At 49.9% G+C, this 12,878-nt stretch carries 17 protein-coding genes; 11 read left to right on the top strand and 6 right to left on the bottom strand.

Going from position 1 to position 12,878, the window contains the following annotated elements; genetic code table 11:
* Nucleotides 1-21: 21 nt before the first annotated feature.
* From CXF87_RS00220 to rho, 4 genes are all read left to right on the top strand, one after another.
* Nucleotides 22-567 (top strand): hypothetical protein, encoded by a 546-nt coding sequence (locus CXF87_RS00220; RefSeq protein ID WP_157826446.1) that lies wholly within the window; start codon nt 22-24, stop codon nt 565-567.
* Nucleotides 568-672: 105 nt separating this feature from the next.
* Nucleotides 673-1,191 (top strand): hypothetical protein, encoded by a 519-nt coding sequence (locus tag CXF87_RS00215; RefSeq protein WP_101144984.1) that lies wholly within the window; start codon nt 673-675, stop codon nt 1,189-1,191.
* Nucleotides 1,192-1,370: 179 nt separating this feature from the next.
* A complete protein-coding gene (locus CXF87_RS00210; protein WP_157826445.1) occupies nt 1,371-1,967 on the top strand; it encodes an AbiU2 domain-containing protein in 597 nt (198 codons plus the stop codon).
* A gap of 361 nt (nt 1,968-2,328) precedes the next feature.
* A complete protein-coding gene (gene rho / locus CXF87_RS00205) occupies nt 2,329-3,285 on the top strand; it encodes a transcription termination factor Rho (RefSeq protein WP_101144982.1) in 957 nt (318 codons plus the stop codon).
* Nucleotides 3,286-3,352: 67 nt separating this feature from the next.
* Here the strand turns inward: rho and CXF87_RS00200 are convergent, their stop codons facing one another.
* Nucleotides 3,353-4,537: a DEAD/DEAH box helicase gene (locus CXF87_RS00200; RefSeq protein ID WP_101144981.1), complete on the bottom strand. Its 1,185-nt coding sequence runs from the start codon at nt 4,535-4,537 to the stop codon at nt 3,353-3,355.
* A 163-nt stretch (nt 4,538-4,700) separates the two neighbouring features.
* On the bottom strand, nt 4,701-5,165 hold the full coding sequence (soxR, locus tag CXF87_RS00195; RefSeq protein WP_101144980.1) for a redox-sensitive transcriptional activator SoxR: 465 nt from the start codon (nt 5,163-5,165) through the stop codon (nt 4,701-4,703).
* 109 nt (nt 5,166-5,274) lie between these two features.
* Here soxR and CXF87_RS00190 point away from each other — a divergent pair, with 109 nt between their 5' ends.
* The 4 genes from CXF87_RS00190 to CXF87_RS00175 all read left to right on the top strand — a co-directional run bounded on the left by CXF87_RS00190 (nt 5,275) and on the right by CXF87_RS00175 (nt 7,582).
* The gene (locus CXF87_RS00190; RefSeq protein WP_101144979.1) at nt 5,275-5,700 is read left to right on the top strand and encodes a VOC family protein; all 426 of its coding nucleotides are present in this window, start codon (nt 5,275-5,277) and stop codon (nt 5,698-5,700) included.
* Nucleotides 5,701-5,985: 285 nt separating this feature from the next.
* Nucleotides 5,986-6,411, top strand: coding sequence for an N-acetyltransferase (locus CXF87_RS00185; RefSeq protein ID WP_008956380.1), 426 nt, complete (start codon nt 5,986-5,988; stop codon nt 6,409-6,411).
* 168 nt (nt 6,412-6,579) lie between these two features.
* Nucleotides 6,580-7,002 (top strand): Replicative DNA helicase, encoded by a 423-nt coding sequence (locus CXF87_RS00180; protein ID WP_101144978.1) that lies wholly within the window; start codon nt 6,580-6,582, stop codon nt 7,000-7,002.
* A gap of 94 nt (nt 7,003-7,096) precedes the next feature.
* Nucleotides 7,097-7,582: a DUF1456 family protein gene (locus CXF87_RS00175; protein WP_101144977.1), complete on the top strand. Its 486-nt coding sequence runs from the start codon at nt 7,097-7,099 to the stop codon at nt 7,580-7,582.
* Nucleotides 7,583-7,625: 43 nt separating this feature from the next.
* Here CXF87_RS00175 and CXF87_RS22355 read toward each other — a convergent pair whose 3' ends face one another.
* Both CXF87_RS22355 and CXF87_RS22350 read right to left on the bottom strand, forming a co-directional pair.
* Entirely contained in the window at nt 7,626-7,766 is a 141-nt protein-coding gene (locus CXF87_RS22355) for a hypothetical protein (RefSeq protein ID WP_431313215.1), read from the bottom strand.
* A 143-nt stretch (nt 7,767-7,909) separates the two neighbouring features.
* A complete protein-coding gene (locus CXF87_RS22350; protein ID WP_431313216.1) occupies nt 7,910-8,389 on the bottom strand; it encodes a class I SAM-dependent DNA methyltransferase in 480 nt (159 codons plus the stop codon).
* Nucleotides 8,390-8,590: 201 nt separating this feature from the next.
* On the opposite strand from CXF87_RS22350, the gene CXF87_RS00165 reads away from it, so the two are divergent.
* The 3 genes from CXF87_RS00165 (at nt 8,591) to CXF87_RS00155 (ending at nt 11,376) form a co-directional block, all read left to right on the top strand.
* On the top strand, nt 8,591-8,998 hold the full coding sequence (locus CXF87_RS00165) for a DUF4019 domain-containing protein (protein ID WP_101144976.1): 408 nt from the start codon (nt 8,591-8,593) through the stop codon (nt 8,996-8,998).
* Between the two features lie 180 nt (nt 8,999-9,178).
* The gene (locus tag CXF87_RS00160) at nt 9,179-10,528 is read left to right on the top strand and encodes an NfeD family protein (RefSeq protein WP_101144975.1); all 1,350 of its coding nucleotides are present in this window, start codon (nt 9,179-9,181) and stop codon (nt 10,526-10,528) included.
* Between the two features lie 59 nt (nt 10,529-10,587).
* Entirely contained in the window at nt 10,588-11,376 is a 789-nt protein-coding gene (locus CXF87_RS00155) for a slipin family protein (RefSeq protein ID WP_101144974.1), read from the top strand.
* Between the two features lie 52 nt (nt 11,377-11,428).
* Here the strand turns inward: CXF87_RS00155 and CXF87_RS00150 are convergent, their stop codons facing one another.
* Together CXF87_RS00150 and CXF87_RS00145 are read right to left on the bottom strand one after the other, a co-directional pair.
* The gene (locus tag CXF87_RS00150; protein ID WP_008956387.1) at nt 11,429-12,031 is read right to left on the bottom strand and encodes a YqaA family protein; all 603 of its coding nucleotides are present in this window, start codon (nt 12,029-12,031) and stop codon (nt 11,429-11,431) included.
* A 14-nt stretch (nt 12,032-12,045) separates the two neighbouring features.
* Nucleotides 12,046-12,864: a DUF1206 domain-containing protein gene (locus CXF87_RS00145; RefSeq protein ID WP_101144973.1), complete on the bottom strand. Its 819-nt coding sequence runs from the start codon at nt 12,862-12,864 to the stop codon at nt 12,046-12,048.
* Nucleotides 12,865-12,878 lie beyond the last annotated feature (14 nt).

Here is a 12,878-nt window from a genome sequence, read left to right as displayed (position 1 = left end):
GTTATACGTCAATGTGAAGTCATGAAGCGAATCAAAGACGATGATCCAAGACAGCCTAGTTCCTACTTCCGTTTGGTCTTCTGTAGGAGCAAACGCACGTCTGAGATCTGCCTCTTATCCTGGGTGTGGTTGACGTTAATTGAATTGATTTTAGGCGAAGAGCTGATTGAACAACTTATCATCACAGCAGCTTACAACGAGCCAACGGCAGCAAATTCCGGGCATCTGCTGCATCTGAATGATCTAGTTCCCTACGGGTTGGTCACCAATTTATTTCGTCAAAAAATCCTGCAAATCTTCTATTACAAGTATCACAAGCAGTACGACTTCTTACGGGCGGAAGCCAAACCAGACGAGAGTGATAATGAAGTCGATGCTAGTGGATCGCGCTTTGCAGTTTCACACGATAGCTTGCATCGATTTATTTCTTTTAGGCGGGTTTACGTCGTCGCAGGCGTCGTCTTTAACTTTGTTACCAGCTTTGCTGTATTATTATTCGGTGACCTAACCCTTGCGCTACTCACGAGTTTAGCAATAGAAGGCCTGCGGAGACTAGCGAGGCTATGACGTACAACAAGTCGCTCAAGTTCGTTCCGCGCTTCGCGCTCCACCGGACGCGGCTAAAGCCGCGCCGCTTAGCTTAGACGTTAGCTTTCATCGGAGAGTCGTCGAATGACGGAAGCAATATGGTCACTCCTTGGGGTTGTATTGGGGTTTGTTTTGGCCGAAAGCGCTCAATGGTTGAAACGGCTTAAATTGAGATTCAGGCTTCGGAAGTCACTTGTGGCTGAATTGCAATCAATCACGCGTATGGTGCCAAGTAAGTTGGATGTTTTGAGTCAAGCTGAGAGCCATTTCAAGGCCGAGCGTGTCATGCCGACTCAGTCAACCCATTTCCCACGGGAGATATATTCAAGAGTAATCATCGAGGCACCGGAGATTTTAAAAGACTGGGAAAGAGACTGTCTTCATATCATTCATGAAAGGTTGAGGGTCGTTGATGCTTCCATGGATTCGATGGAAGAGCGGTTTCTCTCCATAAATTCTTCGTATTCGGGTGAACAAGCAATATCAGCCGCTGTGGGTTCTATCAACGATTTAAAAGAAGCTCTATCGCAAACGAGCGAACTGGCTCAGTCTGTTATATCAGGAGCACGCATTGATGTTTATGCGCTTGGAAACCAAAGCTAACAATCGTAGTCACGGCGACGCCTTTTTCGTTTCGGCTTCGCCTCCACTACAAAGCCGCGCGTGCTGCGGGCGTTATGTACTTCGAGGGAAAAATGCGGAACGAACAACTTCCTAAGTTTAAAAAGCAAGTCAATGCTGCGATGATCGGCTATCTCAATTTGCTCGAACGAAAATAGTTGTTGTCAACATCAATTGATTTACATGAATCTCTTAAAAGTTTGGAGCCACAGGTTCAAAGGAGTATTCTTGTTATACAAGATACAATGTATACCTCTTTGATTGTTGAAACTCATGCTTGGTTATTTGATAAATCAAATAAATCATCAAATTTTAGCCTACATCAATTGTTAAATTTGTTAGTTGATAGAAATTTCCAACCAAAGTACTTGCTAGCGGAATACGTACAACCACCAAAAACCATTGTTCTTAGTGGGCAAAGTAGTGTTTGGCACGAAAAATACATTGAAGACCGAAAACTTGAGTTTAATGAAAGCTTTAGTGTCTGTGTAACATGTATTAATGCATTACTTTCCTCTGGCTTAGTTGATAGAGTTAAGTTATTGAGGGATAGCTTGCTTGTGCACAAAGATGGTGATTATGATGTAGCTGGTAATGGGCATACAATTCAAGACGTATTTAGTCTTTTATCACACATGAAAGCAATCTTGGTTAGCTTAAACAAGTTACTTCAACGTATTAGTTATCCAATCTCCGAATCAGAAAAAAGTGCCAGAGCAAGTGCTGAAAAATTTTGGAACCGGCTGGCACGTACATAACAAGGTGTTCCAATTGACCTCATACTGTCACGAATTTTTGTTCTCAAAATATCGCGCCAGTATTCGGCAACTGAACTTAGCGTTGAGGGTGTAGAATAATAACAACACTGACGCCTAAGCTTTGGTAAGATCGATAAAGCAGACGAGAAGCGGCCAGCATACCGCGCTTCAAGCGCTACAAACACGATCAAAATGTTATGGTGGTTACTAACCACTAAGAACAGCTCCAATCCAATATCTTTGAGCACTAGCTAGACTTATCCGTTTTCCATACCGAATGCCGCAACAGTGCGATCAGTCGTCTGGCCTACGATACAGCTATTCTACAAATTCAAGTTTTTAAAAGCGATCCATCAATATCATGACGAGAAAAACACTAAGTCTGAAGACGAAAAAACAGACAGACGCCAAGCCCGCCGACGACGTTGAAGATCAATTCCCTAATGATCCCGAAAAACGGTTTTTAAATGGCGTCGCTGTTCATCCTTCCCCACGCATTTATTTAGAGCCTGGCTCTCAAGAGCGTACTGTGCGAGCGATGGATTTGATTACGCCCATTGGGATGGGGCAACGAGGGTTGATTGTGGCGCCACCAGGCTCTGGCAAAACGACGATGTTGAAAAATATCTGTCAGGCCGTGGCAAAAGCGCATCCTGACATAAAGCTGTATGCTTTGCTGATTGATGAGCGCCCGGAAGAAGTGACCGATTTTAAGCGCAGTGTGTCGGCAGAAGTACATGCATCGTCTTCAGACGAAAGCTACACACACCATGTGCATATGGCTAATAAGCTCCTTGAGACGGCGCGTAAGCAAGCAGGTGAAGGTCATAATGTGATGATTGTGATCGATTCTCTTACCAGACTCTCGCGCGTTCATAATGCCGAGCAGCGAGGCAATGGTCGCACTATGTCGGGTGGGCTGGATTCCCGAGCGATGGAAATACCGCGCAAACTGTTTGGCGCTGCGCGAAAGATCGAAAACGGCGGATCGCTCACCATTCTGGCCACCGTGCTGGTGGATACGGGAAGCCGTATGGATCAGGTGATTTTCGAGGAGTTCAAGGGCACGGGCAATATGGAACTGGTGTTATCCCGGGATGTGGCCAATCAACGGATTTTTCCGGCGATAGATATTGCTAAAAGCAGTACCCGTCGAGAGGAGCTTTTGATTGATGCAAAAGATATTGAAAAGGTAAGGACATTACGTAGAGGTTTGACAGCGCTTAAGCCAGTAGAAGGCGCGCAGAGGCTGCTTGCGTTATTGGATAAATATCCCACTAATGCCGAACTGTTAGATGCATTTTTACCGGATTCGTGAAATATCGATAATAAAGAAGCCCACCCTTTTAAAAGGTGAGCTTCTTGGGTAAGTTTTAACGATTACTTTATTTTCTGTAATTCAAGTTTGATTCAGGTACTGCTTTTCGAACCGGGAACCCTGCAATCTCTTTGCGCTCAATAATGCTTTTTAAGCGTCTTTCAATAGCGCAAAGATTTTTAAAGTCACTCATGTCGACTAAAGAGATGGCTTCACCGGAGGCGCCCGCGCGGCCGGTTCGGCCAATGCGGTGGATGTATTCTTCTGGCTGAAAAGGTAAATCGTAATTCACCACACGACTCAGTTCATCAATATCCAAACCGCGCGCGGCAACCCCCGTGGCGACCAAGTACTTTAGCTCGCCAGATTTGAACTGAGCCAAAATCTTTTCGCGCATTGCTTGGCTTCTATCGCCATGAATGGAGTCCGCTGTGATGCCGCGTTTTTCCAGTTGAGCAACAAGCTTGGCCGCATTGTGTTTTTTCTCGGTAAAAATGAGCGCCTGATCCCACTGTTGCTCGTTGATCAAGTAGCTCAACAAGGCGGACTTAGTGTCTTTGTCGACGGTGATTAGCCACTGTTTGACATTAGCGGCGGCGCGGACGTTGGGAGAAATGGATATTTCAGCCGCTAGATCGGTCATCTGGCGATCTGAAAAATCGTAGGCCAGCGCCCGAACGTCGTCTGTGATGGTGGCCGAAAACAGTAGGTTCTGACGGTTTGCAGGTAGGCGCTCTATGATCTTATGGATATCGTCGGCAAACCCCATGTCGACCATTCGGTCCGCTTCGTCCAGCACCAAGACTTTAAGTTCGTCAAAATGCAGCGCACGCTGATGCGCCAAATCAAGCAATCTGCCGGGCGTGGCGACCAGAATATCGACGCCTTCGATTAGGCGCGCTTTTTGAGCTTCCGTATCCACACCGCCATACATCGCCATAGAGGTTAAGTGTGTGTGTTTAGCGTATTGAGCCACATTGGCTTCGACCTGAACCGCTAACTCACGGGTCGGCACGAGAATCAGCGCACGTATCCGCTTGCCACGTAACGTGCCCGCGTTACTGAATCGCTCTAGCAGAGGAAGAACAAAGGCAGCGGTTTTACCTGTGCCCGTTTGTGCGGTGGCGATTAAGTCCTTACCCGAAAGAATGGCAGGAATCGCTTGTTCCTGGATGGGCGTTGGCGTTTGGTAACCTAGTTCGGAAATCGCTTGAACAAGAGGAGGGGATAATCCTAGTTTTGCAAATGGCATAAGGCGCCCTGACAGATTGTCGTAAGGTGTGTCGAAAATAAAAGATGAGGCAGTATAAGGTAAAACCTCTGAAGCGGAGGCTGATTGAGGCGCTAGAAGCCAATACTTGGCGTCACAATTCTAACATCAACCATCATCAGGCGGTTTGTGTACGTTAACTGGTCTAACAATCCAACCCAGCCCGCTGCTCAGCCTGATCTAAAAGCACTGGCCCGCTACCGAGCTCAGCCAGTTTGTCATCCGGGTTATAGAGCGGGCAATTGGTCATGCTTAGGCAACCACAGCCGATACAGCCTGCCAGGTTATCACGCAGCTTTTGCAGGTAAGCTATACGGCCATCAAGCATTTGCTGCCAGTTTTTTGAAAGATGCTGCCAGTCTTCCACCGTCGGTGTGCGGTTATTGGGCAGTGATTCAAAGGCCCGCTTGATCTCTTCCAGGCTAACACCAACTTTCTGTGCGGCTTTGATCACCGAAATCCGCCTTAGTACTTCCGGTTTATAGCGGCGCTGGTTGCCCGCATTGCGCCAGCTTTGGATCAAACCTTGTTGCTCGTAAAAGTGCAGGGTACTGACCTTAATACCGCAACGCTTAGCGACCTTACCGACACTCCAGATTGTTTCTGCCATCACCTATCCCATGCCTTAATCTTTTTTGCTATTTTTTCGCAAAAACTGCTTTACCTCAAGTGAAGTTGAGGTTTTATCCTGCCATTTCACTTAACGCAAGGAGACTCTTATGTACTTAGAACACGTGAATCTGGTCGTTGATGATATGGATGCCATGCTGGATTTTTACCGCGCCGTATTCCCACATTGGCGGGTGCGCGATCAAGGCCATGGCGAGTGGTATGGCAAACCACGTAAATGGGTGCACTTTGGTGACGACGAACATTACCTGGCGTTAAGCGATCACGGTGAAGGGGAGAACCGCGATCTGAAAGGCCACAGCGTAGGGCTGGCCCATTTTGCCTATGTGACCGATAACCTGGATGCCGTTGTGGCTAGGTTGAATAACGCGGGTTATCCCATTGCCAAACCCGGCGCGACTGAGCCGTTTCGCAAAAATGTCTATTTTGTCGACCCCGCCGGTTTTGAAGTGGAGTTTGTCGAGTATCTAAGCGACCTCCCAGCTGAACGAAATTTAAACCAAGATGCCCAGTAATAAGCAGGTCAGCGCTCTCCAGGGTGCTGGCTTGTGAACAATTGAGATTTTCCGCGCCTAAAAATATTTTTGAATAATCTGGTAAAATCTCTTTTTGCTTTCGGTAGAAATTGAAGGAAGATACTTCATCTTCTGGAAGAATCAGATTTACCTTAAGGAAGGCAAAGCATTTCCGCCTTATTTTATGAAGCTGCCTAGATCTGGTACCGGTGCAAACCTATTCCAGGGCTCGGCAGCTTTTCAGTAACGCTTTTGGCGCCGATGACCCTCATTAGGAACGTCTAGATGATTCGTGAATACCGGAAGGCGGATATTGAGTACATTTTGGATATCTGGCTTTCAGCATCGATTAAAGCTCACTCCTTTGCTGGGTCAGAATATTGGCAGTCCAAAGTTAGCGAAATGCGTGATGTATACATCCCTGCATCGGAGACCTTTGTCTATGAAGCGGATGATCAGATAGCAGGGTTTTACTGCCTCTATGGAAGTACGTTGGCAGCGGTTTTTGTGTCACCCAGCCTTCAGGGCCAAGGGATAGGGTCAGCATTAATTGATGATGCCAAGAGCAGAAGGTCGTGTTTGCAGCTCAGTGTTTACAGTCAGAATGCGCCCAGTATCAATTTTTATAAGCAACATGGCTTTATTTCATTAGGTGAGCAGATTGATGAGCAAACGGGGCAACCTGAGTTCATCATGGAGCATTACTGTTAATAGCGGTCAACGGTATGGACTTGCTACAAAAACCAAAAAATGAGCGCCCGTAGCGCTATCCTCAAAGGGTATAATGTCACCGGCCACGGTGAGTTGGCGGTTCCACAACGTTGTTTTGAGCAGGTTTTTAGCTTGTTACTGTTTTTAATAGAGAAAAGGTAGTCGTTCATGATTAACACCAAAATATACAAAGCGGTTTACGAACTCGCTGAAAAGCTCATGAAGGCTGCTGATAAAGAGGATAGAGAGGCGTTTGACGCGCTTTATGCGCAGTTGGAAGCGATCTGCACCGAGAACGAAAACACCGATAAGGATCACCCTGAGCAGTGGGAAACGTTGGCTGATTTCACGGAAGAACTGGATGAGGCGCTTGCAGTCTATGAAAAAGCCTTTGAAAAGGCCGTTGCAGTTAACTCGAAAGACCACATGTCATCCATCGCGTTCTCCATGGCGAAGCTGCAGGTTGAGCTTGGTCAAACTGATGCGGCGATCAACAATCTTAAAAAGGCCCAAGTCACTGCCAACAAGATTGAAGATGGCGAGCTTAAAGACGAAATTGATGAGCTGCTTGGAAAGCTGACATCAGGTTAGTTGTTAAGCTGCTGATGTTAGTGGTATTGATGATAGACGTAGATGCACATAACGCCTGATTGTGCTGGGTTTGCCTAAGACTAGGGACACTATTTTGACCAATAACGATATTTTCCGCCGCATACGTTACACCTTTGATTTAAAAGACAGCACCATCGTGGATATCTTCGCCTTGGCAGAGGTCAGCGTGGCTCAAGAGCAGGTGACTGCCTGGCTGAAAAAGGATGAAGACGACGCCTTTGTGACTATGAAAAATAGAGAGCTGGCGGCGTTTCTGAACGGCTTTATCAGCTTCAAGCGTGGCAAGCGCGAAGGCCCGCAGCCCGCGCCAGAGACGCAGTTGAACAACAACATGGTGTTTCAGAAACTGCGCATTGCACTAAATCTGAAGGCTGACGATATTCTGGCTATTTTTGAGCTGGCAGGCTTCCGTATAAGCAATCATGAATTAAGCGCTTTTTTCCGCAAGCCCAGCCATAAGAATTATCGCGAGTGCAAAGATCAGGTGCTGCGAAACTTTTTACTCGGCATTCAGCGCCAACTTCGCCCGGGCGCAAGCGATTCCACTTCAGAAGACTAAACCGAAAAGGGCCATAGCTTGGCGGCGCCATCCCGTTAGTCGTTTAACGCTTCACGCACACAAAAAGCGCATTGCCCGAGACGTTATCCCACGGGGTAATCGTCTCGTAGTTATGCTCAAACACGTGCACCTCGAAGTAAGGCGTCAGCAGGGCGATGAGCTCATTAAAACTCACTGCCACCATAGGGTGCTCGTCATTCCAAACCTGCTTCTCTTCTGCGTTGGTTTTCTCGATGCTTAGCCTAAGCGACTGCTTTTCACCCTGCCCACTGTAGTGCCAGCCTGAGCGGAACGTGAATAAATCGTCTGCTTGTTTGGCGCTGTGTTTTACCGATAAGCCGTTATCGATTTTGTCTTTATCGACTGCGTTAAAACAGAAAATTCCGCCTTAAAACAGAAAATTCCGCCAGACTTGAGCGCGCGATGCGCGCTTGAAATACATCCATCTAGCTTCTCGATCCCGTCGCTGTAATGAATCGAGTATAAAAAACAGGTGATTAAATCCAGCGGCTCGCTGACGTCAAAGCTACTCATATCCTGCAACGAAAAGTGGGCTTCTGGGCAGCGTGAGGCGGCGATATCCAGCATCGGCTGATTGATATCCAGCCCGCCACTGGTGTAACCAAAATCAATAAAATGGCGCACGTGGGGGCCGGTGCCGCAGGCTAAATCCAGATGGGCGGTGCCGTCGTTACCGAAAAGCTGATGCAGCCGTCGAATGGCGTTGCTTTGCGCTTGGTAGTCGATATCTACGCACATCAAATCGTAGTAGCCGGAAAGGTCGGTATAGAGTGCGTTGACGGACATGGTCGCCTAAAGGTGAGGGCTGGATAGGTTGGGTGGCGCATAGTAAACGAGCAGGTGGGGTTTGAGAAGCGCGGACCAAGACAGGTGAATCCCTTTCTATCATTAGTTTCCGCTAGGCGGGATTAACGCTAAAGAAATTTCCCCAGCTTCCGATAATGACTTAAGACGCACGATTAACCCTGGCTGCCACAAGAGTTTGCTATGTCCAAAACAGTGACTTTTATCATTGCTACCTTGCTTCTCTTGCTCACCACGAACGCGCATTCGCACACCGATGCGGCTGAAGCGGCAGCACTGGCGTGGCTTGAAGCCATCGACAGCGGTGAGTATGAACAAGCGTGGGAGGCATCCTCAACGCTGCTGCAGGTGCCGCTCTCTTCCAATATGCTGGCCCGTACCATCAATGCAGCCCGACGTGATTTTGGGGCAGTTGAGTCCAGGCGGCGAATACGTGTTATCCGCGAAACGTCTATGCCCGGCGCGCCTGTTGGTGATTATGCGGTGTTTACGTTCCAAACCCGTTTTGAAAATAAGCCTCAGATTACCGAAACTATCACGCCTCACCTAGAAGGAGGCGATTGGAAGGTAAGCGGCTATTACGTCAACTAACCAACTCCCAGCCAACCTCCTCGAACGTCCTTCCAGCCATCGCTGTTGCTTAGCATAACCTTCTGCGGTTAGGCGTTATTACGCTTAACCGCCCGCTATCACGTTGTTCATGACGAAGCTCACCGTGGGTGCTACGTTGAGTAGATACCCTTGAGCGTATTGGTAGCTGCTGGAGCGGATATGCACTCCCTTTCTCACAAATCGCACTGGCTGTGGCTATTGGTGGCGGGATTACTGATGGCGGCGCTGTCACTCACGTGGCAGGCCAGGGCACAAACTTCGCCCAGCGCTTTAATCCTCAATATTGAAGGCGCTATCGGCCCTGCGACCAAGGATTATTTTGAGCGTGGTCTTCGTAAAGCCCGAGAGCAGGGCAGCGAAATGGTGATTGTTGAGCTGGATACCCCTGGCGGGTTAGTTGATACCACCCGCGATATGATTCGGGAAATGCTCAATTCAGACCTGCCGGTAGTGATGTACGTCTCCCCCAGTGGTGCGCGCGCAGCCAGCGCAGGCACCTATCTGCTTTACGGCAGCCACGTAGCGGCCATGGCGCCTTCTACCCATTTGGGCTCTGCGACACCGGTGCAAATGGGCGGCGGCGGGCTGACTGGTGGTGATGAGGCGGGCGAGGGGTCTGAAGGCGAGCAAGATGGCAGCGCGATGGAGCGCAAGGTGATTGAAGACGCGGTGAGTTTTATCCGCAGCCTGGCGGAGCGCCACGGCCGCAATGCCGACTGGGCGGAAGAGGCAGTGCGAGATGCAGTAAACCTCACCGAGAGTGAGGCCCTGGAGCAAAATGTCATTGATGTGGTGGCGCGGGATATGAATGACCTGCTCGCTCAGCTTGACGGTAGGACAGTGGTGATGGAGCGCGGCGAGGAGTCATTGGCGACGGCGGAACTTGCCATTGAACGTTACTCCCCGGACTGGCGTACTCAACTGCTCTCGCTGATCACCAATCCCAACGTTGCCTATTTCCTGATGATCATCGGCTTTTACGGGCTGATTTTTGAGCTTTCTAGCCCCGGCAGCCTCTTTCCCGGCACCATTGGGGTTATCTCCCTGCTGCTGGCGCTGTTCGCTTTTCAGGTTCTGCCCATTAACTATGCGGGCCTGGCACTGATGGTGGTGGGAATGGCGCTGATGGTAGGCGAGGCGTTCATGCCTAGTTTCGGGGTGATGGGGGCGGGCGGCATTATCGCCTTTGTGTTGGGGTCGGTGATGCTGATGGATGCCGAACACTTGGCCATTTCGTTACCGCTGATTGGCGGTGTAGCCCTGATTTTTGGCGGCTTGATGCTATGGACGTTAACGCGCTTTGCAACGCTGCGGCGGCGTCCGGTGCACAGCGGTGCGGAGCAACTGATTGGTGCAACGGCAGTGGCGCTGGAGGATTTTGAAACCAACGGCCATGTGCGTCTGCATGGCGAACGCTGGAACGCGGTGAGCGATGCGTCCGTTAAACAGGGTGATGAGCTTGAAGTAGTGCGCCTTGAGGGCTTGACGGTACATGTGACGCCCCGGTGATTCTCGCTATTGTGACGTGCTTTCCCCCATAACTAACCATCTGCAAAACGAGGTGCCCAATGATTATTTCGTATTTAGTCCCTGTGGTGCTGGTGGTGATGTTGATCGCTGCCTCCATTCGTATATTGCCGGAATACAAGCGCGGCGTGGTGTTCTTTCTGGGCCGTTACCAGAAAGTGAAGGGGCCAGGGTTGGTCATTGTGATTCCTGCCATTCAGAAGATGGAGGTGGTGGATTTACGTGTGATCACCATGGACGTACCTGAGCAGGATGTCATTTCCCGGGATAACGTCACCGTTAAGGTCAACGCGGTGCTTTACTTCCGCGTTGTCGACCCTGAAAAGGCGATCATTCAAGTTGAGAATTTCACCCAGGCGACCAGCCAGTTGGCGCAGACCACGCTGCGTTCCGTGCTGGGTAAACATGACCTGGATGAGATGCTTTCCGAGCGGGATAAACTCAACGACGATATCCAGGAAATCATTGATACCCAAACCGAAGCCTGGGGCATCAAAGTGGCCAATGTTGAAATCAAGCATGTGGATCTGGATGAGAGCATGATCCGCGCCATTGCCCGCCAAGCCGAAGCGGAGCGCGAGCGTCGCGCCAAGGTGATACACGCCGAAGGGGAGCTTCAGGCGTCCAAAAAGCTGGTGGAAGCCGCCAACGTGATGCAGGAGAATTCCGCCGCGCTACAGCTTCGCTACCTGCAAACCATGAGTGACATGAGCAACAAAAACGCCTCGACGATTGTGTTTCCACTACCCATGGACATCATGGAGGCCTTCAAAGATATGAAAGCCAAGCATACGGCAGCAACGTCTGGTAAGACGCAGGATGATATGTAAGCCAATGCCAAACGCGCATTGCTAAGGTGGGGCTGGATATTTCAACCGCCGGTTAAGCAATCAGCCCCGCCAAAGCCTGCATTCCCAGCGCCACCACCAGCACCACTACACCCGCCACCAAGCTGGTTACTAGGGCTTGTTGTTTCCATAACATCAGTACTCGGCTGCCAAAGCGGTGGACGAGCCAGGCGAGGCCGAAGTAACGCAGGCCGCGGGCAATTAACGCCGCTAGCGCGAAGAGAAGAACCGGGTAGCCGGAAAGGCCTGCGGTAATCATCGCGACCTGAAAAGGAATGGGCAGAATGCCAATGGCTAAAATCGCGGCAAAACCATACTGATCGAAGAAGGTTTGGAACGACTGATAGCTCTGTTCCATGCCCATAAACTCAATAAACCAAGTACCTATCGACTGAAAAAGCAGCATGCCAACGCCATAGCCGACCAGCGATGCAATTAAGCAACCTGCGGTAGTGACCGTCGCTAAAAGCCAGATACGTTGTTTATTGGCTGCCATCAGCGGGATCAGCACCAGCTCAAGCGGAATGGGCAGAATAATCGTTTCCAAAAAGGAGAGGGTGCCGAGTAACCACAGCATGTTCTTCGAGCCATTAATACGCTCAAACCACTGCTTGGTTCGCTTTGTTGTGTTGGCCATTAGGGAGTCAGTCGCTACATCTCTGGATTAATGCGGCGATAGATAGCCGCTAATAGGCTGTATAGGCCAAACGCGAAGAGTCCTATAGCGACAACGGCCAGTAACCATTGACCGTATGCTTGGCTGCGCAGTGTACTAAATACTTCAGCCGTACCGCCTGCCTGGTCGGGATTAAACTGATAAGCGGCAATCAGAAAGAAACTACCCACGATAACAAATACAATCCCGCGAATGACTAAGCCAAAACGGCAGATAGGATAGGCCCATTGTTGAGTTTGTGGTGGCATAGCGAAGTGCTTGTCGAACTTGGCCTTGTAGCCTTTAAGCGCATGGGCGATCCCTACCCCAATCATGACCAAGCCAACGGCCCCTACCAGCCAGCGGCCAAAAGGCTGCTGCATCAACCAGCCTGCCACGCCCTGCGAGCCTCCGCCTGAACCCCCGGAAGAGCCCGTAAACTGGAAGATGAGTGTGGCGGCAAAAAAGGCCAATAACGTATGGGTAATCGCACTCGCTAATAAGCCCGCACGAATAGCTAAGCCTTTAGCGCCGTTGCCGTGATGGTCCGCGTCTTTGACCGCTTGAATGGTGCGCCACATGGCGTAGCCGACCAAACCCACGGCGATGACACCTAACAGTACTTTTCCAAAAGGGGCGATGAGGACTCTTTCCAATGCACCGCGGCTGCCTTCTGTTTGGCCACCTTGCCCAAAGGCTGCCAGCGCGGCAAGACCACCTACTAACACATAAACGATGCCGCGGGAGGCGTAGCCCATGCGGGCGAAAAGAGTAATCGCATCACGGTGATCGGGGTTTTTCATACTATTAGCCATGGTGTCCTCCTGAC

It is taken from the genome of Halomonas sp. MES3-P3E, from assembly GCF_002836035.1.
In the GTDB taxonomy this organism is placed as follows: Bacteria; Pseudomonadota; Gammaproteobacteria; order Pseudomonadales; family Halomonadaceae; genus Vreelandella; species Vreelandella arctica.
The sequence above is the reverse complement of the archived record's forward strand: the minus strand, read 5'-3'. Positions and strand labels throughout refer to the sequence as shown.